Raw genomic sequence first — 25531 nt, 5'->3', positions numbered from 1 at the left:
CAACTGACGTTCTTCTTTTAATACTTGTAAGACTTTTGATGTTAAGGTTCTATCGAGCATTTTCTCTTCCTGCTTTACTACCTTCATTTCCTTATTGACTCTTTTAGTTACACCTTTCCATAATAAGATTCATTCATCTTTTACTTGCCTCTTTTATTATTACTTATTTCGGTGTGATATATTGAACCAACGAGGAACGAGCTAGATCATTGCCAATCACTCGGTAAGAAATCGTTGTACCACCATAAACGTTTGCTTCGGAAATTAAAATACCATTCGGTCCAACCGCTTCTACAAATGCGACATGACCATACCTGGGATCCGACCCCGCTGTCCCGTGGCTGAAAGAAATCAAGGTTCCGGCTTTGGGGGTTCGACTAACTTGATAACCTAATCTAAGACCAGTAGTTCCCCAATCTCCCCCATTTCCCATGTAATCATCTACACGACCACCTAATTGTGCGACTCGATTAAAGGCATACCAAGTACACTGACCTACAGGATAAGAACCAGAAGTATTATAATCTTTCCCATTATAAGCTGGGAAAGTCATTAACTCCCGATATTCATTTGGAACTTCTTCCAATCCTTTAATGAAGACACCACTTTGTTGTGATTGATCCTCATCGTATTGGGTCAACTCGTAAACAGCAATCAAAGAATTCAATTTCTGATTATAGCTAGTGTCTGTTGCATAGGTTCCGGTTAAAGCATCAGTTGCACGCAAATAGTTTTTTGCTTCTGAGCGCCAGACTGATTTATAAAAAAATGAATCGTGGGAAACGCCTCCGCGAATCAATGCAATATAATCTGTTAACGATTCATCGTAACTTGGATAAACACGAAAAGCATCTTGAATTTCAATCATTTCGCCATTTCCTAAATCCTCTTTGGTAGTCATCACTACTGCACCTTCTCGATAACTTCCTTTAATACCGAAAAGGTTATAATAGGGTGCCTTTGATAAAAGACTACTACCGTTGCCACTTTCTAAAATAGCTTGCGCAATCAAGACTGAAGCAAAGACGTCATACTCTTGCCCTAGTTTCCGAGCTTTTTCACTAATTTGTTTGATAAATTCATGTGTAGCAGTATTAAATTGGAAATCAAGTTGTGCTGGATAATTTTTCACCAACTCTTTACCTACTTCAGTTAACTCTGGTGATTGCGCACGTTTAATCAATAATGAAATGTTTTCTTCATCCCATTCTTCTTGATCGACCTGTTGATAGGACAGCTTCTCAAGATAAACCACTGAAGTCGCTGATTGATTTAAATCAACGTCTTCATTCACTTCATCTTCTTGAGATTCTTGTTCCAATGTTTCTGACATTTCTTGTGTACCAATTGTCCCATAATAATCGTTTCCTAGCCAAATTCCCAATAATTGATTCCCTTCCGCAGTTTCCTTATAGAGAATATCACCAGGCTGTAATGAATTATAGGTTGATTCTTTCATATCAAGATTTTCTAGATTTGTCGCCAGTACTTCGTTATAAAGTTCTTTCAGCCAAGTATCGACTTCTTTACTCTCTATGTCATCTGCGCCAACCTGTCGAATTGTTTGATACACCAACGCAGCTTGCCAGGAGTGGTCAAAGCTAGCTAATAACGGTAATGTGAAACTCCCTAACGTTGATTCAGCCACTTCACTACTTCTAAATGCATCTGGAAGTTGATTCTCTGCACTATTGAGTAAACCTTCAAAAATTGTATCAATTTCTTGATCTGTAGCAGGTGGTCGAGTCACCGGAGCACTCGGTGGAAATGGATTAGCTCCTGAATCAGAACTTTGATCCTCTTGATTTGTTGAGGAAGTTGGTGGATCGGGCTGCACTGGTGCCTCAGAAGAAGGTGGTACTGTTTGTTCAGCTTCTGGTACTTCAGACGGAATCGTTTCTTCTATTGGGATATCTGGTTGCTGCGATTCTTCAGGTTTGTCTGACTCTTGTTCTTCAGTGTTTTCTTCCCCCAACTCTTCATCTTCCCAATGAGACTCTTCTGGAAAGTCGGTACTTTCATCGGAAGATTCACTTGACTCTTCTATTATTGGAACATAACCACTAGACAATTCGGTTTTGGAGCTGGTACTCATTGCTATATTCGATGTTACATTAGACGCTTGTCGCATACTCGAAACTAACTCTATGTTGGGTTCTTGCAAATCAACATTCGATTGCTTCCTTTCCTTTGAGAAGGTGGATTGGCTTGCGTCTTCTGATTTATCAGAAAGATGATCAGTTAAATTGCTTGCCAACAAAGTTGGTGTGGTAAAACTTTGTGCTGCTAATACACCTAGGCTGATTAGTGTGATACCTATCTTCTTATTTTTCATCTTAATACCTCCTCGCGCTTCATTCTCTCTTTCATTGTTTCTTGCTTTCCTATTTCTATTCAAATAAACGCTTTTTTTAAAAATGTTAGATTATTACACAAAAATTTATCTATATTAAATATTCTTTGTTCTTAGTATTTTGCAACAGTTGACCATACATGACCGATATCCGATAAAAATGGTATGATTATCTTGTTTCTGTTGACTGTTGCAAGAATGCTCTTTCACAAAAATTATTTGTATTCTTCAAAGTCATTAAATTGTAATTTATTATGTGCTAGCTGTTTTACTTTAAATTGCAAATCTTCAAAAAGATTTGTCACTTCGTCTTTTGTTTCATCTACGTCGAATAGAATCTCTTTTGCTCTCTCATGAATAGAACTAACACGTACTTCTGCTAATCGAATCATTTTATTGGCTTCTAACTGTGCTTCTTCGACAGTTCTTTTAGCTTTTCGTTTTGCGAATGCTAATACTTCACCAATTTCCTCTTCGAACTCTTCTTTCTCTTTTTGCAACTTCTCTTTTTCTTTTGTTAATTTACTCAACTCTTTTTTTAATTCTTGAACTTCTTGAATTTCTTCAAGTTCTGTCTCTAGTTCCTGAAGGTCCTGGATTGCTTTTGGAATATCTTTTTTTGTAATAACTAATTCTGCTATTTCTTTCTCAGAAAGCTTATCTTTCAAAGTATCAATCTCATGTTGTTTTTCTTCTAATTTTTCTTCATAGCTTTCTTCAACTTTGTTGATGGTTGCCTTTAACTGCTCTTTCTCGACCTGCCATTCATCATATCTTTTTTGTGTATCAGCAATAACATTGGTTAATTGGCTTTTTAGTTGTTCAATTCGATAATCTTCCGTATTTTCTTTTTCTAATTCTTCACTATTTAAATGATTAGGGCCGTATTGCTCTAATGATTGTGTTAATTCAATTACTTTTTGTGTTGCTTTATTTAGTTCGTGTGTAAGATATTGGTTATCCTTCTTACTAGTTTCGAATTTATTTTTTAACTCCTGATACGCTTCTTTTATTTCTGAATTTTTATTTTGATTTTCAATCTCTTCTAATTTTGTTCTTAACTCTAGGTTTTGTGTATTCAATTCACTTTCAACCATATTTTTTTGACTAACCATTTCTTCTAACTTAGTTGAAAGTTCATTTTTTTCATTTATTGCTTTTTGAAGTTCCTTTTCAGTCGTTTCCTTGACTTCAATAGCCAATCGTAATTGTTCCTTCAAATTACTTCCGTCTTTAGTCTCTTTGTTCTTTGATTCCAAGTCATTTTCAATTTTTTCTTTTTGGCTTGTAATCTCTTTTACTTTAGTTGAAAGTTCGTTTCTCTCTTTTAATGATTTTTGTAATTCCTTTTCAGTCGTTTCGTTTACTTCAAGAGCTAGTCGTAATTGTTCCTTTAAATTATTTCGATCTTCGGTAATCTTTTTTAAATTATTCTCCTGCTGCTTCTGGATTTCTTTTATTGCGCTAAGATCATTATTTATTCTTTGATGGTTTTTCTTACTCATCTCTAGTTCTTGAAGCAAATTGTTCTTCTCAGCTACTAATGTATTGACCTTTTTTTCAAGTTGTTCAGTTCGCTCTTGTTTCTTATTGTTATTCTCCTGAGAGTGCTCTTTGACTAATTTATCGCTTTCTAACTCAGACTCAGTGTCATATAGATCAATAGACTCAACATTTACTTCTTGAATTTCATCTAATAATTTTTTGTAAAAACTTTTTTCTTTCTTAGCCATTCGTTATTACTTCTCCTTTTTGCTCTACTTTTTCTTTGACTTCAGTCTTATTTTCATTTTCTTGCTCCACACTATCATCGCCCTTTTCAAGCAATTCTAGTTCACCAGAATCTGTCCTTAAAAATACTTCATCAGAAATCATAGTTTCTGTATCGCTATCAAAAATTTGAATGTTTGCCTGATTTAAAAAACTTATGTCTTGAACTTCGCTTAAATAAACTTCGATATTTTCCTGTATCTTTGGTAGATCTTGTTGATTATTTACTTCAATATAGATTGACAAAATTAAGTATTGTAAAGGTACATTATTAGTGATGATTGACACAGTACGACCAAAATAGGGCGTAAGATCCCTGCCTATTTTTTCTTCATAAACAAAACGCTCTTCTGGCGTTATCTGTGCAAGGAGATCTTTCCAATCAATCTCAGAAAGACCAATACCCTCTTCCGGATAGCTATAGATTGATAGTTCCAAAAATTTTTCTTGTGCTTTTGATAATTCATCTACTTGTTTTTCTAGTTTCGTTAATTCTCCCGAAACATTTTCTACATACTTCTTCTCTTTCATTTGTAATGTTCCTAATGTAATTAGGCTAAGGAGCATTGTGGCAGTCACACCTAAAATAATCCAGATATTTACACTTTGCTGTATTTGCTTAAAAACTATTAATTTTTTTTTTAGCAGCAAATCATTTCCAATTGCTAATTCTGTTTTCTTTAATTGTCGCTCTTTAAAAATCCTCCATGAGATGAGTATTAATAAGGCTATGCTCACGAGAAGCACAGATAAATAGATATACAATTTTTTCACCCTATCTTAATTGAGTTTTTTGGTACACCGTCTGTTCCATTGGAAAAGTAAGTATTAATTTAATTTTTAAGTAGATTCAAAAAAATCATTATGATATTCCACTGTCTCTATCAATTCTCCTTGAATTACTAGTCTTCTTGTTCCTCTGGCATCATCACATGTCACAAGAGTAATCATCTTCCGATCGGGGATATCTTCAATTAAATACGTACTTTCTGGGTTTACGATTTCTTTAAAAGAAACACTGTAGATATATACTTGTTCCAAGTCTGTTATGTAAATCAAATCATTGATTTCCACACGCTCTAAAGGCCTAAATAATAAGCTTTTACTTTCACTTCTATGACTTGCAAGACTATAGTTTCCCTCTCCCATAACTTGGTCTTGTTTCATAGTTCCTGCTCCAAAACTTAACGTAAAATCTGTTACTCCAAAAAAAATAGGTAAGTCAATACCTACGCTTGGAATCAAAATTGCGCCCATCGTCCTATCCTTAGCTACTGTTTCGTTATTTTCATCTAGCTGTAATCTGACAATCGAAGACAAACTTGTCAATGAGATTGACTCAAAATCAAAACTGTTTTCTTCAATGGGATCATTTTCTAATTCTGTTAATTTTTCATGATTCTCCTTCACTTGTTCCTTTGTCATATTTTCGATGGAAAACTGTTTTACATTCATATTAATGATTTGATTTTTTAGAGGAACACTAAAAATAGCTATTGCCCCTAAAATTATTAAAAATACTATGAGTATATTGGATATATACTTCTTCAGCGTGTCTTTAGCCATATACATTGACCTCTAAACTATTAATCCTTAAAATTGTTGATAGAACACGAAGAGTGTGTTCTATCAACAATCCAATTTTTATTTCTTTCTATTTTTATTTCTTTTTCTTTTTCTTTCTATTCCACAATCCAAATCCAGCACCTACAGATGCTAAACCACCAACAACTGAGGCTGCAATCGAGGAAGAACCTGTTTGTGGTAATTTGCTACCCGGTTTCTTATTGCCAGAGCCTGAATCGGAATCAGCATCCGCATCTGAATCGGAATCGGAATCGGCGTCCGCATCTGAATCTGCGTCGGCGTCGGCATCGGAATCTGAATCGGCATCTGAATCCGCATCAGCATCGGCGTCCGCATCGGAATCTGAATCAGCATCTGAATCAGCATCTGAATCGGAATCGGAATCAGCATCCGCATCGGCATCTGAATCCGCATCAGCATCAGCATCTGAATCGGAATCGGAATCGGAGTCGGCATCCGCATCAGCATCGGCGTCCGCATCCGCATCGGAATCGGCGTCCGCATCGGAATCGGAATCGGAATCGGAATCAGCATCGGCGTCGGAATCTGAATCGGAGTCTGAATCTGCATCCGCATCGGAATCAGCATCGGCGTCCGCATCCGCATCGGAATCTGAATCCGCATCGGAATCGGAATCAGCATCAGCATCAGCGTCCGCATCCGCATCGGAATCGGCGTCCGCATCGGAATCGGAATCGGAATCTGCATCCGCGTCGGAATCTGAATCGGAATCCGCGTCCGCATCTGAATCTGAATCCGCATCTGAATCAGCGTCGGAATCTGAATCGGAATCGGAATCCGCGTCGGAATCTGAATCGGAATCGGAATCCGCATCCGCATCCGCATCTGAATCGGAATCAGCATCTGCATCCGCATCTGAATCGGAATCAGCATCTGCATCTGAATCAGCATCTGAATCGGAATCAGCATCCGCATCGGCATCTGAATCGGAATCGGAATCGGCGTCGGCATCCGCATCTGAATCGGCGTCGGCATCTGAATCGGAATCAGCATCCGCATCTGAATCGGAATCTGAGTCGGCATCCGCATCTGAATCGGAATCGGAATCTGAGTCGGAATCTGAGTCGGCATCCGCATCTGAATCGGAATCTGAGTCGGCATCCGCATCCGCATCGGCGTCGGAATCAGAATCAGCGTCGGAATCGGAATCCGCATCAGCGTCGGAATCGGAATCTGAATCTGCATCAGCATCAGCATCTGAATCGGAATCTGAGTCGGCGTCCGCATCCGCATCTGAATCGGCGTCCGCATCGGAATCGGAATCGGAATCCGCATCGGAATCCGCATCCGCATCGGCATCTGCATCGGCGTCCGCATCCGCATCTGAATCGGCGTCCGCATCGGCGTCCGCATCCGCATCTGAATCGGAATCCGCATCTGAATCAGCGTCGGAATCGGAATCTGAATCGGAATCTGAATCCGCGTCGGCATCTGAATCGGAATCGGAATCGGAATCCGCATCCGCATCCGCATCTGAATCGGAATCCGCATCCGCATCGGCGTCCGCATCGGAATCCGCATCGGCATCCGCATCTGAATCGGAATCCGCATCCGCATCCGCATCGGAATCGGAATCTGCATCAGCATCTGAATCGGAATCGGAGTCGGCATCCGCATCGGCGTCGGCATCCGCATCGGAATCGGAATCCGCATCTGAATCAGCATCCGCATCTGAATCGGAATCGGAATCGGAATCCGCATCTGAATCGGAATCTGAGTCGGCATCCGCATCCGCATCGGCGTCCGCATCGGAATCGGAATCCGCATCTGAATCGGAATCGGAATCGGAATCTGAGTCGGCATCCGCATCGGCGTCGGCATCTGAATCGGAATCCGCATCCGCATCTGAATCAGAATCGGAATCTGCATCGGCGTCTGAATCGGAATCGGAATCCGCATCGGCATCGGAATCGGAATCGGAATCGGAATCCGCATCAGCATCGGAATCGGAATCGGAATCTGCATCGGCGTCTGAATCTGCATCCGCATCAGCGTCGGAATCGGAATCTGCATCGGAATCTGCATCTGAGTCTGAATCGGAATCTGCATCGGCGTCTGAATCTGAATCAGCGTCTGCGTCTGAATCTGCATCAGCATCGGCATCAGCATCGGAATCGGAATCGGAATCAGAATCCGAATCGGAATCTGAGTCGGCATCCGCATCGGCGTCCGCATCTGAATCGGAATCGGAATCCGCATCCGCATCGGCATCTGAATCGGAATCGGAATCTGCATCGGCGTCTGAATCTGCATCCGCATCAGCGTCTGAATCTGCATCAGCATCGGCATCCGCATCGGCATCGGCATCGGAATCTGAATCCGCATCCGAATCGGAATCTGAGTCGGAATCTGAGTCGGCATCCGCATCGGCGTCCGCATCTGAATCGGCATCAGCATCCGCATCTGAATCTGCATCAGCATCGGCGTCCGCATCTGAATCGGAATCGGAATCTGCATCGGCGTCTGAATCGGAATCGGAATCAGCATCCGCATCTGAGTCGGAATCCGCATCAGCATCTGCATCTGCATCTGAATCTGAATCTGAGTCGGCATCGGCGTCGGCATCCGCATCTGAATCTGAATCTGAGTCGGCATCGGCATCCGCATCAGCATCGGCGTCCGCATCCGCATCGGCGTCGGCATCCGCATCTGAATCGGAATCCGCATCTGAATCAGCATCCGCATCGGCGTCCGCATCTGAATCGGAATCGGAATCAGCATCAGCATCGGCGTCGGCATCTGAATCGGAATCCGCATCAGCATCGGCGTCCGCATCTGAATCGGAATCGGAATCGGAATCAGCATCAGCGTCTGAATCGGAATCGGAATCTGAGTCGGCATCAGCGTCTGAATCGGAATCAGAATCTGCATCGGCATCAGCGTCTGAATCGGAATCTGAGTCGGCATCTGCATCTGAGTCTGAATCCGCATCAGCATCGGCGTCCGCATCTGAATCGGAATCGGAATCAGCATCAGCATCGGCGTCTGAATCGGAATCTGAATCGGAATCAGCATCTGAGTCAGTATCAATAGGTTCTTGTATAATTACAGCAACCATATCAGACTGTTTATCATCACGATTTTCCTGATGTCCGTTTACAACAATACTTACTTCATCACCAAGATTGAGCTCAGCATCTAGTGGAATTTCAAATTCACCGCTAGCATTGATTGGTACATTCTTCTCTACAAGTTCACCATTGATATAAACGTCAAGTGAATACGTTCTACCAAATGTATCATCTTGTTCATGACTTCCTGTTATTACATTGTCACCAACATAGATATCATTTAGTTTGGGTTGATTGACTACCCAGTTATTGTAGCCAGTTGTGTCATCGACATTTACTGTTGTCTCAACTGCCTTAGTTCTTATCTGACTCGGATTAGCAACATCCGGTTGTTGTCCGACAACTCTGACTGTTACTTCATCGCCATAAGAAAGATCTAGATTTAATTCATTTACATCATATGCGAATACATAACTTCTACTTGTTACTGGAATATCTTCTTCAGTATTAACGAGACGGCCATTCACCAGTAGTTCTAAGTTATAGCTTCTCTCGTACGCTCTACTCTGAAGTCGAACACTTCCACTAATCAGTTGATCGTCTTCTTTTAATGGATCAACTCTTGCAGCTTGAACTTCCCATTGATCATAGTCATCGATATTTTCAACAATCATCGTAGTTGTTGAGCTTACTTTATCTTCATGCCCATCTTGTTTTCCAATGACATATGCTTCAACAACTGCACCTTCAGGCAACGGCGCTGGTGATCCATCCACGATCCACATTGAAGAGAATTCAAAATCATTTGAGATATTTTCTCTTCTTAGGACTTCCTGCCCTTCAATAGTCAATACTAAATCATACGTTCTTCCCGCTTGACGATTTTGTGGCAAGTTTAACCCAGTAACTAAATACTCACCAGTGTACGCTTGATGAACTATTGGATTACTTACTACCCAATCTTCATAGTCTACAATATCTGTACCTGTGCTATGGTAAGTAATACCAGAATATTTTGTATACCTTTTTCCATTGCGCAATACGTATTGATGAACTCCTTTTACCCTTGCGGTAACGATATCACCCTCTCGCAGAAAACTACCAAAATCGTATTCCCAATTGCCGTCTTCATCCATACCAATTGTATCTCTTGGTACACCATTGACTAATAGTTCAACAAAATAATCGGTATCATGTTCATTAACGAGATCTTGCTTCCCATTTCCATAGAAATTTTGATCGTCAGAAGTTAATAATGTAGTCGTCTCTACCGGGTTCTCTATCCAAGTGTTATAAATCCCCTCAGAAGAAAGTTCCCCGGATATTGTTCCACTACCTCCAATAACAATCCAGTCTGCACTAGTTGTTACACTTCTAACAGAGTAATTATCCTTCCTAATCACCATGTTGTCTCGAGGATTATCTTCTTTCCATCTTGCCAAATCAATCTTTAGATCAATAGCAATATCTACACTACTCAACTGAATTAAATAGTTAGGGGTATAATAGGTGATGGAATGGGTATCAGGATCATACCCCATCGTTTCATAACCTGAGATAATGCCGGTTCTCGCATCCCATACATCTTTAATGTCTTCAGTTACATCACCCCAACCTAAGAAAGTTGACGGTCGAGAAATCGTTCCTGAAATATAGTCTGTATAATTTGGGGTTAAGAAGAATTGATCTGCTAAATCAGGATCTAAATAGATCGTTTGCTTAAATTGAGAAATCAAACCAATGTTTAGCCATGTATTAGATTCACCTGCTGTTGCTATGTGAATCCCGTCCTCATCTGCAGATAATTTATTGAACTTATCTGTGAAGCCAAAGTTAATCCCTATTCGAGGTGCAACTTCTTCATAGCCTCCTGTGCTATCTGTAACGTTTACAGACTCGGCATTTACTTTTGTTTCAGCTACAAACAAGCCGCTTGTAATTACACCAGCAATCATAGCATTGTAAATTAGTTTATTTTTAGCATTTTTTTTCTTAATATTTTTCCTATTCAATGACTGAACGTGATCAAATTGATTTTTCATTTTTTCCTCCCTTTTAGTAATTAATAAGATTTCTATTAATTGCTAAGTTCACATTCAAAATAAATATAAACTTAGCAATTAAGTGAACCTCAATTGCTTTTGAGATAATTCTTATAATTGATTAGTCCACTTAAAAAGTGCTCTGCATCATCTATTCTCATTCTAAAATTATCGTGTCTTGCAAAAAAACCACCAGCAATGATATTTGGTTTTGCCATATACATAGCAACCTCCGGATAAAACACCCCTACGTTCATTTCATGCAACGCTCGCTTATCCATAGTTGGTTTTATATCCTTCGCTTTAGGAAACTTCTCTAACAAATGTGAATATTGTTCACTTGTATCTAAGTGATCAACAAATTTAGCAGCCGCAACTAAAAGTTCTAGCATGGTAGGATAAGCAGTGTCTCGTTTGTTGATAAAATTCAAATTTTCTGTAGCATTTCGAATACCAAACTCATAATATTCCTCTTTAGGTAATAAAGCTGATAGCTCATTAACGGCATAGCTTATCCAATGGTCATGGTATTTATAATATTTTTTTTCTACTAATTTTTTCAAAATTGATTCCGCTAATGATAAAGTGGTATCATCTGGAATTTGCTTATACGCTCTAGCGAGACCGAATAGTACTTCGCCATCGTAATAAACTGTCCGGAAAGCCTCTTTTACTTCTAACTTTTCGTTTAGAACGTGAATTGTATCTCCATCTTGAATAAAATATTCTTTGATCATTTTCACCGTATTGATAAGAATTTCTTCATACTGTAAATCACCAGTTATTTCTTGATACTTTGAAAATGCTAACAGCACCATCGCATTGCTTCCAAGTTTGTATTCAAAGGCGTCGATTCTTCGATCGATAATATCTTTGAAAAGCAAGTGTCCTTCAATATCAGTCGTTAGGTTTTGAATCCCCCAGTCAAGCCCACTCTTAATTTTCGGAAGATCTTCTTCATAGGTTTCTAAGTCTTCGACTGCTTCTAACCACGCATACAAAGTGGAAAAATGTCTTACCGTATTGTAGTTGATTAGCGTTTTATTAAACTGAGGAAAATAGCCATATATGAATTTTCCTGAATCAAGTATTTGGTCGCTTAAATATTTGCGCCCATCTTTAATCACTCTTTCTAAATCAGATACAATATTTTTCTTCAAATGCTGTCTCACATTGATCCCCGGTCCACGATACTGAAGCTCATAGAGTTCCGAGCCTTCATTCACCATTATTCCTCTCGTTCTAAAAATGGTGATAGCCTTGAGGGGATCGGGTAAAATAATAGGTTTCTTATATTTCCGGAAAAGATATTTGCTCAGATTTACATGATTGAAAGATAAATTTGGTTTATTTTTCCCAATTTTATGCTCTCTATCCGGTTGGAAAATCATATTCCCATTAATTTCTTCTTCCAGCAAAGAAATACGTAATTCCTCATCAAAAGCGATCCCATATCGAAAATAGTTGTTTCTTGGTGTTTCTTTTAGCATTTCGTCAAATTTTTGATAAGGAATTTTCTTTGAGTAGATGACAACATCAAATTTGAGATACTTGACCATACTCAAATTATTTCTTTCAAAAAATCTTTGAACCTTAATCCATGTTCTATCAAAATCCTTCGAGCAGAAAGACTTTACTTCTGCCCTACTTTGACCAGTTGACCACGAAATGTAGATGACCGTTTGACCTTGCATATTACTTTTTTCATAATAGCTACTAAGTTTTGCTTTAATTTGAACTAACTTTGAGTGCTTTAACATTGAACAACTCTCCAATTTAATCAGTTTGACCAGTTTTTGAGATAAATCTTCCATTCATTGCGTTAAACTTTTACCCATTGCTATGATTTCAATGAATGCTCATGACTGTTTATACATGTAGTGAGATAGCTAACTATTTGATGTACTCATCCCCCTTTTTCTTTTCCTTGAACCATTTTTCTTAAGGAGCGTCATTGAAAAATAAGGTTTTGGTTCGAAAGCTAAGATGACATGCTGCGTTCTTTTCTATAGATCCTAAAATTTTATTACTTACCTGCTTCGCTTTTATAAAATAAAAAAGGATGTTTACCGCAAATAGTGAATATTTCCACGATCGAAAACAATGAATTTGATCGCTAATTAAAAGTATTGAAATTACGCATCCTCATTACACATATAAGGTTACACAGGGTAGTGAAGAAATTAAAATCTAAATTTTCATAGCATATTGCACTTTTCAGAAACGCAGATAAAAAGATGATTTTTTTAGCGTTAATATAACAAATAATAACCATATGTCTTTTTTGAAAACTTCGCTAAAAATTGGAATAAGAAGAAAGCCCATTATGGTTCGATAACGTTTCCATCTATATAATCTTTTGTTAATTTTAATAAAAAGAAAGAATATTTCGCTTTGTATCGGTATATAAGCTTAATATAAATTAGCCATCAAAATCTTCATTATATAAACTTATTACTATATAATTTGCCTACTTTTATTTAAAACTTCCTAATACGATTCATGTAATAAGAGAAATATCCCTTCCATATATAACAAATGAACCCTTCAAATATTTCAACTCAATCAATGAGGCAAACCAAAAAAATACGTAGAAAAGAACTCACGTCCTTTTCTACGCAATCGTAACTGCTACTCGCTAGCTAATAATTTTTATGTTCTCACTTTACCAGTAACGAATTCCATTTTGACCATCTCATCGATTAATCGGTAATTATTATGAGATTTAATGAGCATGACTCATCATTAATTTCCCTCGTGAATCCCCATAGAAACATCACAATACCTTAATATGACGAGTTGTAAAATAATCATAGTGCACACAAAAAGTATGATGAATTCCAATCTTTCGATTTGTGTACAATTTTGCTTTTTGTACTTAATCTTTGAATAAGTAAAATCATCAACCCTAGTAAGTATTTTAATAAGATTATCTGTCTTGATTTTCAAAACGTATTTTTTAATCAAGTTAACTTGTCACTAAAGTATTTAACCTCTGCATTAGTTGATCCCAATCTTTCTGATTTGGAATTGTATTAATAAGGAGATAATCTTTCTCCAACTCATAATCAAAAATATATGGTCGGTAATTCGTGACTATTAAATCTGTTTTATTAGATTTTAAGCGCTCCTCTGTCAACTCTGGTAAGGATAAAAAATTTAGCTGATAGCTTTCGCCTAACAAACGTTGTGCTTGAAGACGGATACTTTGAACCACCATTGAATCGCCCTCCAATAAAAATAAAATATTTTGACGAGGCTGATGAGAATGAATTAAAAGTTCAATAAATAAAGTAAATCCAACAGCTAATTCTTCAAGTGCTGTAGCAGATAATCTTAATTCCTCCTGATGTTTTTTCAGGAACTCTACATTTTTTTCATAGGATGATTGTTGCATGGCAATATGTCTCACTTCTATTTGCTGTTTATTCCATATTGGCCAAAGGGCGTTACTTAATTGCCATGCAATGAAATAAGACCTCGTAAAGGTTATTAACAAAGGACGATCCCATTGACTAAAGAGTTCATTTGAAAAGTAATCAGTGACTATTGCAGTAGTTTGAGGCCATTGATCAAATCGCAGCAAAAAACACTGCTCGTATTCCAAGCAACTTGTAGTACGTTTTGATACAATCATTAAATAGAGCCAGACTAACTCATCTTTCGGCAGGAGAATTCCGTATTCTCTATCAATGATTGGGATCAGTGACTCAAATAACTGGTAATCCTCATCCTGATAAACGAGTCTCTTAGCCCATTTGGGAACCTTAATCAACTGTTCTTGTTTTACTCTTACCATAGTCAAGTAAAGTAATGAATAGAAGGCAGCAATTGAAATTCCCGTTCCTATTTTATAAGTTTTCAACTCTACTGAAAGTTCTTTTCGAATAATTGCATGCAGGTCATCTGGGGGGCGAACCGTTTGTGGAGTTTGTTCGCCTCCATAATAAAAATCAAAGAAAAATTTCCTTATGTTTGACTCCTCTCCAATAAATTTTACAGGTTTAAAGCTGAGGCTAAGATCGTATTCTTCCAATGTTGGTTGTGTCTTTTTTAAAAAACGTCTTAGGGTAGTTTCTGCATAATTGTACTGATGTGCGAGTTCATCGAGGTCAGCAAAATCACCATAAAAAATTCTTTCCAATATTTCATAAAGTGCATCTTGGTCTAAAAGTTCCTCTTTTTTCTCTTGGTACATTAGACGATCGATTTCAGCAAAACGAAAACCAGTATTATTTGAATAAATAGCAACACTATCACCGAAGTGTTCTTTTATTAAATGAATATCTTTGACTAGTGTACGTTGGGAGATTGCCAATTTATCAGCTAGCGTAATAGTTGTAAAAGTCTCTTCTTGTTCTATAATAGTTAAAATTCGCATCCATCTTCTGATCATAGGACTTGTAATAAAAGCAATTTGAAGTTCACGCATCATATTCCTCGCTTTATTTGTAATCATTTTCTATCTTTCCATCTACTAACTAGTACTTAAATAGATTGCTAATACTCGCTTTAGTATCGCTTTGTTCATAAGTATCATTCGCTCTATTAGCATTCATTTAGTTCTTTTAGAACCTAGGAACTCTGGTATGTTTTAAGAAATTTCTATCACTTGAACAATGGATCCCTATCCAACACTGATCATTTTAGAAACATACCTTGATTGTAGACTTCACCACAAAGAGACCTGTTAAGCGATCAGAAAAGTATCGTAAGCCTTCAACTAAACAAAGAAAGACACCTATATTAATATCTGTCAGAATAATTTATGTGCGCCCATAAAAAAGGGAGGAATCATTGATTTATCATTATTGAATGACGTGTAGATGATCTGTCAAAATGCACGTATAGGCTATTCTGATTCTCGATTTAATACTTGTCCAAACTTAAACGAACGGTAGCATGGATAGTAGCTATCAACTCCATCGCAGACCTTTTCACTTGATATTTTCCTATATAAGCCAAAGAAACAAACTTTTTCACGAGAGAAATCAATTAGATGGTACCGAACTTAACTCCCAGGTTAATGTCGTTTTATAACTTGCAGCATCAGGATTGGCCCCCTTAGGAACCTCTAAAATCACACTTCGACCAGCACTTTCAAAATCACCAAATCGATAAATCCATGTTCCCGTCCCTTCAGCTCCTTGAGCTTTTAAAACCGTGCGTTTAGCTCCACCAGGAATAAGTGTGATAGGTGTCGTCTGCTGCAAGCCAGGTTCGATGCCATCTTGTACTGAAACTAATTGTTGATTCTGGAATATAAAGCTTGCCCCTGTTAACTCCGATCCTGTTTCAGCGCTATAGAATTGCTCGTTTTGACTCACAGAGAGCTCCCATCCCCCACGAGTATTTGATGGACGGCGATCGCTGACTTGAACGTAATTTGGTCGAATCTCCTCTTCAATGAACATTCCATCAACTGATAATAATCTTTGTGGCTTAGCGTAATATCTTTTGTCTTGTGCGGAAATTGCAAAGGAGCCAAAATAAAAATTGGATGCAAAATCAATACTGAACAATCCCTGGTTTTCAGGCAGAGATGAGGGATTTTCAGGATTTACTTCTTTATCTGGAGCTAGTGGATCTAACGGAGAAACACGATCATTTTCTTTTATATAAACGAATCTGATACATTTGGGAGAGTCTCTTTGAATTTTTAAAGTAAGAGATTGCACATCTTCTAAGATTTCCTCATCATTTTGAATATATAAGAGTTCATATCCTTCAAAATATTCTGCAGAAAATTCTTTGTGTTGATTCACGGGAATTTCAACGGTTTCTTCTTTAATAACAATCGTTCCTGGCTCGGCGACGTGCATCACTTTGACTTCATTTTTTGCTCTAGTAAAGTAATAAACAATTGTCTTTTCTTCATCTGAAAATGTGTAATATCCTTTGTCGTCAATCAGCGAAGAGGAGTCTTCACTAATTCCTACAAAATCATAGCCATTAAGAAATGGTTCATCACTTTCTTTACTCTTAGGATCGATGAAAGTGGAGTCACCCAACTTGCCCGTAAAGGATTCCCCAGACAAAATATTCTCCTGTGTATCAATATCTTTGTATTCAACGTTGACCGATCCCTCTCCAACAATATATTTAAAGTAATCTACCTCTATCTGTTGTAGATTACTCTGAGCGCCTGTTGCTGCTGAAATAATAAAAGACAAAGCAGTAACATTTCCACTAGATAGCCATTCACTGACATCATGGTGCCAAACCTGACCATTATACTCAATTGACAAAATCGAATCATACTCTCCGGGATTATAGGTCATTTTAAACTCTCTAAATAAATTATTATTATTCCTTAAGATCGCCTTTGCTGCTGAACTATCGTTATTGTTACTTACATGGCTAGTCAACATTCCATCGTCTCTGGTATAGATGAATGACCCATGTGGATTGTGGGTAACCAAAGGCCAAACACCAGTTGATCGAAACTCGTCTAAATCTGCAGTGGCAGATCCCGAATCCACACGATTGTGATAAGTATCTAATTTAAATCCCCAAGCGTTTTGCAGTCCTGCTATGCCCATCCCTTGTCCAGACTGACCTAACGTATCAAGTTCAGATTGATGGAAGCCAAAACCTATTCCATCACCGCCATCACTTCCGCTCAAAGAACTACCCGATGCTCCTTGTCCTCCGTTTCCATTCCCAATATTGACACGACCTTTAAACTCAAAAGGATGCATATTACTCAATTTTTCTTTAAGTAAAATACTACCGTTTTGATTACTCCTATCCTCGGTTAGTGTGACGATTCCAGTTTGGTCATTATAAATTGCCGAACCGCTCAAATGAAAATGGTCCAAAAAATTGGTCCGATCCCCTTCAATAAAATCATATTCCGTAGCTGCTGCCACATACTCAAAGCGATCAAGACGAATTTGATGGAGGTTGACTGACCCACCTGTCGCAGCAGAAATGATAAAAGATAAGTCTTCTGTGTCTATCCACTGAGAAACATCAACTCGCCATACTCTTCCTTCATAGCTAATACTGAGTATTTTGTTGTCGACACCGGGATTGTAAACTAACGAGAAATTTCGAAAAGAGTTATTACTGGGATTTGTTGTGACTCGAGGAGGCGCTTCATTCCCTTGATAGTTTCGCAGGATGCCTGAGTTTGAGTCTGTATAAACAAATGCACCAAATGCAGAGTTTGAAGTTCCATCTATTGACGAGGGGTCCGCTTCAGTTAGAGCTGTTGCACTACTGTTTCTATACGTATCAATTTTAAAGCCAAAAGAAGAAGCCAATCCTGCAAGCCCCATCCCCTGACCTGTTTCACCTACAGCATCTAAGTCATCCGCATGAAAACCAAAGCCGACCCCATCGCCACCTCTACTCGAACCTAAACCCGTATTACTGAGACGTCCAGTATTAATCGAGCCAGTGACTCGCATAGGATAACCAGAGAGCATTTTTTCTTTTAGAGTTATGGCACCGGCTTGATTGGTTACTTCTTCCGTGAGTGTCACTTGACCAAAACCGTCATTCTTTGCGTTGCCAATAAAATGAAAATAGTCTTGCAGATTGTTCACATCTACGATAACTTTTCTGTTCTCGTTTAATGGTGTGCCTTCAAAAACTTCATTGAATAACTCAAGATGTTCACTGTATGCTTCATAATCAATACCCGTTTCTACACTTTCTTGTCCAGCAATTCCATCTTCATCAGGAAAAATACCATTGTTTTCCTCTGACTCTGTGTCCCTAGCATCATTTGTAGGTTGCTCTTCTTCTATTTCAAGAACAAGTATTTTTTCTAATACAGATACTTGATATTTCCCTGGAACTTCGAAAAACAAAGGAATGTCAAATGTATCTTGAGGACGAACGGATTCAATTAGCCACCGACCTAATTGTGCTTCTTGTTTTATAGAAATACCCTCTGGTAATTTTTCTTCAACAATCTGTGCCTCTTCTGGCAAAGTAATAGGAACAGATAGATACTCACTGTTTGAAAAAATCTTTACGATTATCGGTTCTGATACTTTTCCTTTAAGATAAGTATCAGAAAAATGAAAGGTTTCATCCTTTAATTCATCCGCTTCTGTTTGCTCCACGATAGAAGGAAATTCATTAGTTTCAGACACATCATCAAAATCAGTAAGCGTTTCTGCAAAAGCCATGTTCAATGGTACAGAGAATGATTGTGCAATCATTTTGAAAGCGATAATATAAATTACCGCTTTCCTAAATAATTTACTCATCCGATCTCACACCTCCTGACTTTCTTTTAAGCTTTTTCTTATAGAGTTCGTAAACGATCATCCCCAATAACGCAAAAAATAAAACAAGTGATCCTATCATCCACCAGTTTGTGCTTGCGTCAATCGTGACATCTGTACGGTTATAACTTCGCGCTTTTTCAGAATCAATCGTAAATTTTTGTTCCCAGGACCACGACTCCCCTTTAGAAGTTGCTGTCAGTTTCAAAAGATAATTGCCAGCTTCAAAACGATCGCCTCCCAAAGGAATTGGAAAATGAAAGTGGGAATTAGGTGCCATCTGCATTTGCTCGTCACTTGCCTCATAAAGAATTTCTGTTTCACCTTCGCGCTGAACACTCGCTTTAATGGCTAGTCGATTCACAAAGGTTGGCGTCACATTTTGAATCGTCGCGCTAATTACATTGCGAAAGTTCAATTGATTTGGGAAAACATCTAAGAGTTCTAAATCTGGTTCTACAGAATCTCGAGTATTGCTGACCACAACTCCTATGACATAAGCAAATTCATTTTTTACTGCAACCCCCTCTTGCTCACTAACCGTTTCTTCTGTCTCTTCCTTCACTTCACTAATACGCAGCCCACCTGCTAGAAATCCATCAAAGGAAGCGTCTGGCATTTGAAGTGATAAGTTCACTGTTTTTGTTTCATTTCCACTGAGCTCGACCACATCTGGTGATTCAATCAATTCGTCAAGAGAATATAGTAATGTTGGGTCCGGTTCTTCTGCCTTTTTGCCATACTCCACGAAACCATGCACATTGGTATAAGCAGTATGAGGGGTGATTCGCACTTGAATGGTTTCTTCACTCCCGTTATGAAGCTTTAAGGACAATTTCTCTTTTGAACCTGGTGCTAGATTCAGATCAAAGTAACTATTTGTACTGTCTACTTGGCTAGCAGGTAATTCCGGTACAACATGAAAATTCAGGCTACTTTCTTCGGCTTGGACCAATGCTGGAAACAAGAAAATCGAAAGAAGAAAAAAAACCTTATATTTAAGGAACAAATGCTGTAAATAAGTAGATATATGAGTATGGTTCAAATGAATCATCCTTTCTAAAAAAAACAACGCTACACATTCATGCAACGCTGTAGAGAATTTTTCATAAAGTTTTCTGGTGCCTGCTCTTACTAAATATTATTTTCTTCATCACCAACATCGCCATTAGGAGTCGTTGTCAAATCCCATAACAGTGTTGCCTTATACGTGGTCGCATCTTTAGCAGTAGAACCCGGAACATGCAATTTGATGGCACCATTTTCTACAACATCATTTTTAGAATCAAAATCTTCTGAGGAAAATTGATTTGTCAGTTCTTCTTGATTTCCCCAGACAACTGAAGAAACCCCGGCGCCTTGACCTTTTATCGCTCTCATCACTGAACGAGCAGCCCCGTTTGTGAGTAGTTCTAAATTATCTTCATGAGCGCTAGGTGAATTTAAATTATTGCTTCCCTCGTACCTAATCTCAGAACCAACAAACTCTATCCAAGCACCCGTCAAAATATTGTTTTGTGTTTGTGACTCAAAATTACTTAAACTAACTTCTAGATCCCAACCGGCATTTGTTCCTCGTAGATCATGAACCTGAGCAAAACTGACATAAGGTACTTTATTATCGTCACCCGTTGTTCCAGATTTTTGCTGCATTTCTGCAACCATGTTATATTCTCTATCTTGATTAGAAATTACTTGTGTACCGAAATTCATCGTTGCTACTTTCATGATGGATAATTCTCCAGTGGTCCCAGGAATTTCGGGTTCAATCTCCACATCTGGATTTGGTACTGGATTCACCACCTCTAGCTCTCCATCCTCTTCACCCGCCGGACGAAACTCAACTTGTCCATTCGAGGTTACATCTCGAACCTCTTGTGAATAAGCTTTGGTCGCACTTCCAGCTAAAATAGTGGTAGATAATACGGCAATTGACGCTAAACGAATAAATTTCATATTTCATTCCTACTTTCTTTTAATTCATATATGTTTTTCAATGCTTTCCCCCACCAACAAACGACAATGATAAGTAAACTTAATCCAATCGATTTCCACCAAGTGTTTGTGATCATATTTGTTTGTGGAAAAGTTTTTTCCAAACTTGAACTACCATCTGAAGGTGGCTTGACAACGTGAACTGGTGGCTTAGGCTCTGGCGCGCCAATGGGTTCGTATGTACCAGTGAAACTAATCATGCCTTCAGTTTTCACTTCTTGAGTTTGTGTACCATAAACAATAGTTGGAAAATGGATGAAAACTACTATGCAAAAGACCAACATTCCCTCACCTATTTTTGATTTCATTCACCACCCTCCTTTAGTGAAAATTAGCCATCAATTTAGATGACTCATTGTATTTTTCTTTTATAAAAGCTGAATCACTTCTAACAGATATTTTTGAAAAATAAATCTTTTAGTCTACCTTTTAAAATTAGTGATTCAACTTTTCGAAAAAAAACGGTGCGTTCTGTTTGCTTCTTGCATCTAATAGATTACAAGTGGGTAAGAAAAAATCAAAATCGAAATTTTCATAGCGCCATGCATTTTTGAGAAAAATAACAATTATTTATAACCCGTATATTCATTTATTATTTCTTGCATACTAAGTCCCCCCAGAGAAAACAATTGTTTTTTAATAAAAAAATAGTAAAAATCATTTTTAAAATGGCACCAAATTCGCAAAAATACCGTGCAAAAAAAAACAAAAAAAGCAGCTTTTAAAAATTTTAGGTCTTGCTTTTTTTAAGTTGTTGCTTTCCTGTGTCATTCCCTTGATATAGCTAGGCTATTCATATCAATACCGGGTATTTCTTCTAGTTATTAAAAATCAGTAGATAAGAAAAAAAACTTTCTTGCTAAAATAACAGGCCATAAATAGAGGGAACTTCCATCATAAACTCATCTCTTTTTCAATATTTGCATAACACGAAGTAAATATCGAATGGCAATTTTGTATCTTCTTTACTACTATATTTTAAGAAGAAAGGGTGATTAAATGAGGGTCGAAAAAGTAAAATTGACTGCTTTTATTTATAAAATGAGCTGTCTGGAATATTCATATTCTTTGATTAAAAGCGGGTATTCCCCTATCAAATTAACCACAGAAGAAGAGAATGAAATTGAATCTATCATCAATACTCGATTACATCGATCCTTGCTATCAGCCAATCGAAGACGATTTAAATTCAGCAAAGTGAAACTTTCAAGAAAAGGAAAATCAGCTTATCAAAAACTAAAAAAGTTTGAGTATCTGATTGATCTTTAGCAAACATTAATACATTCCTATGATTAGACGGATAAAAATGTAGCAATTAAATGGGTTTATCTAATGTACGTCCATTTTCCTCAACGATTGAGTGATTTTCTTACCACTATTCAAGTCATAGAAATAGAAAATTATCTATTTATTCGTGGACCAGTTAATAAAATTATCCTCTTCACTAAAAGATTAAAGAAATGTTCCTCCATGATCTATGCATTTGTATCTGAAGGCTACAGCTAGCATTGATCCCTTAGAACCTAGATTTTCTGTCTTAAATTGAACAAATAAAAACGTGGATACAAAAAAGACGCTGAAGAGTCGTTTGTCACTCCTCCAGCGTCTTTGCATTTTTATAATTCCTTGATAAACCGTTTCTGTTCATGACTGCTGTGGTAGCCATGGTTTTCATAAAACTTGTGGGCAGCATGGCGTTTGACATTCGAATTTAATCGAATGCCTTGCATTCCTCGCTGTCGGGCTTCTGCTTCAATTGCCGACAGTAGTTTCCCGCCAACGCCTTGCTTTTGCACTTGATCATCCACTACCAAACCTAGGACATTAAAAAATCGCCCGGCAGAATAAACTGTTGAATATGGCTGTGCTTCAATCATTCCAACTGCTTTTCCCTCTATTTCAGCGACCAGCAAGAGATGATCCTCCTCAGCTAAAATTCTCTTTAGGCCTTCGATCAATACTTCTTCTTCGATTGGATAGCCTAGTACTTTCGACAAATGAGCTAGTTCTTTATGATCAGACAATGCAGCAGCTCTAATTCTCATAGTATTCTCCCACCTTTTGGCTTTTTATTCGGTCTTGTTTTAGATAACTCACATTCATTTATCAACTTAGAAATAAATGACAGCTAGTTGATTTGTACAAGTGCAATAGAAAAAAAGTATACAGACAATGTACTAGAAATCCCTTTGCTATGATCTTTTATGTTATTTAGCTAAACCAGTTTTTAATTTTGATCAAATGAAATGAGTGCATATTCGTTAGGAATATACCTGATTGTCGTATATTCGAATAATTTTCCCATATCATTATAGACCGCATTTTCCAATATTCCCACACAATTATTTTTTCCTAAAGCTAATTCTTTAAAGTCAGAATCTTTTGCAGATTCAACTTTCATTATAGACTTTGATGCAGCGATTTTAAAATCTAAGTTTTGTTTGATATGGTCGTAGATTGATCCGGCTATGATTTTCTCATTAAGACCCTTAACGATACTTTTTTTGAAATAACTCGTATCTGACATCATCGCTTTCCCATCAATGAGGCGTAATCGTTTCACAAGGTATACTCTTTCACCAACCGGAAATGAAATTTTTTTTGCTAATGAATCATCAACAGTCAACTCGTGAAATTCTTGCACAATTGTTTTTTTTTCGACCTCAGTATCTGCGGATAGTGCCTTCAATCCTTGAAAATTTCCTACCTTGAAAGACTTCTTGTCAATCTCGATTCTTTCAAGAATAACTACCCCTCTTCCTTTCACACTATAAACCAATCCATCTTCATTAAGCAGTTGAATCGCTCTGCGAACTGTATTTCTACTAGTACCAAATCGCTCAATTAACGCCATTTCGGTCGGTAAAACCATTGTATCGTTATAGAGTCCCTCATTAATTTCATTTTTCAAAGTGTCATATATATCCCGAAACTTATTCACCATAGTTCCACCTCACTCTTTCAGTTAATTATAACATGATATCATTCTACCTATACAAAAAACTTAAATTTGTTTAAACAAATGCTTGATTATTTGTTTAAACAAATTTAAAATGAGCGTAACCGGTTAAAAGAAATGAGGAGGTTTTATTATGAGTGACAAACAGTTAACGGAGTACATGATTGAGTACGTTGGTGGAAAAAATAATATCAAAAATGTGATCCACTGCATTACACGTGTTCGTTTCTATCTAGTGGACAAAGAGAAAGCCGATACAACTAAGATAAAAGAGTTGGATGATGTAATGGGCGTAGTAGAAGCTCAAGGACAATATCAGGTGGTTGTTGGAAACAAAGTAAATGCTATTTACGAGGAAGTAATGCGCCAGTTAAACAATGATCAAGTCTTTGATTCTACAGAGGGAGTGGTGGAAAATGATTCCAATAGTGATTTTCTTCAGCTATTTCGAAATGGCTTCAATCAGTTTATTGGCATAATTACAGGTTCAATGATGCCCGTCATCGGTCTTCTTGCAGGAGCTGGAATAATCAAAGGATTACAAGCTTCGTTGGTGACGTTTGGTTTATTACAAGATAGTTCGCAATCTTATCTATTGATTAGCACGATTGCAGATGGCATTTTTTATTTTTTACCTGTCATCTTAGGTTTTACTGCAGCTCAAAAATTAAAGGTGAATCCTATTGTTCTGGCAGTCGTGGGTGCGATACTCATTCATCCAAATATAGTCACTATTGCTTCAAGTACAGCTGCGAAGGTCGCTATTTTTGGCATAGAATTCCCCATTATGAATTATACAGCTTCGGTTTTCCCTATTCTGGTCGCTGCTTGGTTAGCAACGTATGTTGAAAAGTTTTTAAAGAAAATTGTTCCTCTCGTGATTTCTTCCATTGTGTCACCAATCGTTGAAGTTCTGGTACTAAGCTTAGCCGTTCTTCTTATCATCGGACCAATCATAACGATTATTAGTGATGGGCTAGCATTCGGAATTAGTACCATTTTTGACTTTAACACGATTATTGGCGGAGCAGTCTATTGCGCACTTTTTCCAGTCTTAGTGGTCTTCGGCATGCATTGGCCATTGATTCCGATCATCGTCAACGATTTAACTGTTAACGGATTTAGTATGATGAATGCCTTCTCGTCTGTATTGATGATGGGTATTGCGGGTGCAACATGCTCAATCGCATTGAAAACAAAAAAAGCTCAACTAAAACAAGTTGCCTTTGCTGCCACTCTTTCACAAATATGCGGTGTTGGCGAACCTGCAATCTATGGTATTCTACTAAAATACAAAAAAGTCTTCTATCTCGTGACCCTTTCAAATATTTTTGGTGGTGCTCTAGCAGGTTTCCTTCACTTGGTCAACTATGGATTCGCAGGTGGGGTTATAGGATTTGCCTCTTTTATCAACCCGGTTGCAGGGATCGATAAAAACTTCTATGCTTATCTACTCTCTCATATAGGAACATTTTTGCTATCCTTTCTTTTGACTTGGCTTTTTGGTTTCAATGATAAAATGAAAGCTGCAGATGAACTGTAAGGTGATA

14 protein-coding genes are annotated in these 25531 nt (G+C 37.8%); 1 reads left to right on the top strand and 13 read right to left on the bottom strand.

Annotated features, from left to right (window positions below; translation table 11 throughout):
• Window positions 1-163: 163 nt before the first annotated feature.
• The 13 genes from IGJ26_RS03745 to IGJ26_RS03685 all read right to left on the bottom strand — a co-directional run bounded on the left by IGJ26_RS03745 (window position 164) and on the right by IGJ26_RS03685 (window position 23966).
• Window positions 164-2398: a glucosaminidase domain-containing protein gene (locus IGJ26_RS03745; protein ID WP_016621802.1), complete on the bottom strand. Its 2235-nt coding sequence runs from the start codon at window positions 2396-2398 to the stop codon at window positions 164-166.
• 170 nt (window positions 2399-2568) lie between these two features.
• Entirely contained in the window at window positions 2569-4086 is a 1518-nt protein-coding gene (locus tag IGJ26_RS03740) for a hypothetical protein (protein WP_008377200.1), read from the bottom strand.
• On the bottom strand, window positions 4079-4897 hold the full coding sequence (locus tag IGJ26_RS03735) for a hypothetical protein (RefSeq protein ID WP_016621803.1): 819 nt from the start codon (window positions 4895-4897) through the stop codon (window positions 4079-4081). Before IGJ26_RS03735 ends, IGJ26_RS03740 begins: the two co-directional genes overlap by 8 nt.
• Window positions 4898-4963: 66 nt before the next feature.
• On the bottom strand, window positions 4964-5689 hold the full coding sequence (locus IGJ26_RS03730; protein WP_233499089.1) for a class A sortase: 726 nt from the start codon (window positions 5687-5689) through the stop codon (window positions 4964-4966).
• Between the two features lie 94 nt (window positions 5690-5783).
• Window positions 5784-10784: an LPXTG cell wall anchor domain-containing protein gene (locus IGJ26_RS03725; RefSeq protein ID WP_430599884.1), complete on the bottom strand. Its 5001-nt coding sequence runs from the start codon at window positions 10782-10784 to the stop codon at window positions 5784-5786.
• An 89-nt stretch (window positions 10785-10873) separates the two neighbouring features.
• Window positions 10874-12544: a poly alpha-glucosyltransferase gene (locus tag IGJ26_RS03720; protein ID WP_225869261.1), complete on the bottom strand. Its 1671-nt coding sequence runs from the start codon at window positions 12542-12544 to the stop codon at window positions 10874-10876.
• Window positions 12545-13752: 1208 nt separating this feature from the next.
• Entirely contained in the window at window positions 13753-15243 is a 1491-nt protein-coding gene (locus IGJ26_RS03715) for a helix-turn-helix domain-containing protein (RefSeq protein ID WP_430599883.1), read from the bottom strand.
• Window positions 15244-15775: 532 nt separating this feature from the next.
• Window positions 15776-19009, bottom strand: a complete 3234-nt coding sequence (locus IGJ26_RS03710) for a lectin-like domain-containing protein (protein ID WP_086316942.1) — start codon at window positions 19007-19009, stop codon at window positions 15776-15778.
• Window positions 19002-20081: a DUF916 and DUF3324 domain-containing protein gene (locus IGJ26_RS03705; RefSeq protein ID WP_086299163.1), complete on the bottom strand. Its 1080-nt coding sequence runs from the start codon at window positions 20079-20081 to the stop codon at window positions 19002-19004. The genes IGJ26_RS03710 and IGJ26_RS03705 overlap by 8 nt, the downstream gene beginning before the upstream one ends.
• A gap of 80 nt (window positions 20082-20161) precedes the next feature.
• The gene (locus tag IGJ26_RS03700; protein WP_005237417.1) at window positions 20162-20983 is read right to left on the bottom strand and encodes a WxL domain-containing protein; all 822 of its coding nucleotides are present in this window, start codon (window positions 20981-20983) and stop codon (window positions 20162-20164) included.
• A complete protein-coding gene (locus IGJ26_RS03695; protein ID WP_005237418.1) occupies window positions 20980-21330 on the bottom strand; it encodes a hypothetical protein in 351 nt (116 codons plus the stop codon). Before IGJ26_RS03695 ends, IGJ26_RS03700 begins: the two co-directional genes overlap by 4 nt.
• Before the next feature lie 1308 nt (window positions 21331-22638).
• Complete coding sequence (locus IGJ26_RS03690) at window positions 22639-23067, bottom strand: GNAT family N-acetyltransferase (protein ID WP_008377173.1); 429 nt, start codon at window positions 23065-23067, stop codon at window positions 22639-22641.
• 182 nt (window positions 23068-23249) lie between these two features.
• Window positions 23250-23966 (bottom strand): GntR family transcriptional regulator, encoded by a 717-nt coding sequence (locus tag IGJ26_RS03685; RefSeq protein WP_005237422.1) that lies wholly within the window; start codon window positions 23964-23966, stop codon window positions 23250-23252.
• A gap of 148 nt (window positions 23967-24114) precedes the next feature.
• Between IGJ26_RS03685 and IGJ26_RS03680 the strand changes: the two genes are divergently transcribed.
• Window positions 24115-25524 (top strand): PTS transporter subunit EIIC, encoded by a 1410-nt coding sequence (locus IGJ26_RS03680; protein ID WP_429976581.1) that lies wholly within the window; start codon window positions 24115-24117, stop codon window positions 25522-25524.
• Window positions 25525-25531: the final 7 nt, after the last annotated feature.

The sequence above is a fragment of the Enterococcus sp. AZ095a genome (assembly GCF_050546735.1).
In the GTDB taxonomy this organism is placed as follows: Bacteria; Bacillota; Bacilli; order Lactobacillales; family Enterococcaceae; genus Enterococcus_D; species Enterococcus_D entomosocium.
This window is presented reverse-complemented; position numbering and strand designations above follow the sequence as displayed.

Coding starts and splice junctions, on each gene's coding strand:
- IGJ26_RS03720 (WP_225869261.1), bottom strand. CDS start 12,544: ATGTTAAAGCACTCAAAGTTAGTTCAAATTAAAGCAAAACTTAGTAGC.
- IGJ26_RS03725 (WP_430599884.1), bottom strand. CDS start 10,784: ATGAAAAATCAATTTGATCACGTTCAGTCATTGAATAGGAAAAATATT.
- IGJ26_RS03740 (WP_008377200.1), bottom strand. CDS start 4,086: ATGGCTAAGAAAGAAAAAAGTTTTTACAAAAAATTATTAGATGAAATT.
- IGJ26_RS03700 (WP_005237417.1), bottom strand. CDS start 20,983: ATGAAATTTATTCGTTTAGCGTCAATTGCCGTATTATCTACCACTATT.
- IGJ26_RS03680 (WP_429976581.1), top strand. CDS start 24,115: ATGAGTGACAAACAGTTAACGGAGTACATGATTGAGTACGTTGGTGGA.
- IGJ26_RS03715 (WP_430599883.1), bottom strand. CDS start 15,243: ATGATTACAAATAAAGCGAGGAATATGATGCGTGAACTTCAAATTGCT.
- IGJ26_RS03705 (WP_086299163.1), bottom strand. CDS start 20,081: ATGATTCATTTGAACCATACTCATATATCTACTTATTTACAGCATTTG.
- IGJ26_RS03695 (WP_005237418.1), bottom strand. CDS start 21,330: ATGAAATCAAAAATAGGTGAGGGAATGTTGGTCTTTTGCATAGTAGTT.
- IGJ26_RS03730 (WP_233499089.1), bottom strand. CDS start 5,689: ATGGCTAAAGACACGCTGAAGAAGTATATATCCAATATACTCATAGTA.
- IGJ26_RS03710 (WP_086316942.1), bottom strand. CDS start 19,009: ATGAGTAAATTATTTAGGAAAGCGGTAATTTATATTATCGCTTTCAAA.
- IGJ26_RS03690 (WP_008377173.1), bottom strand. CDS start 23,067: ATGAGAATTAGAGCTGCTGCATTGTCTGATCATAAAGAACTAGCTCAT.
- IGJ26_RS03685 (WP_005237422.1), bottom strand. CDS start 23,966: ATGGTGAATAAGTTTCGGGATATATATGACACTTTGAAAAATGAAATT.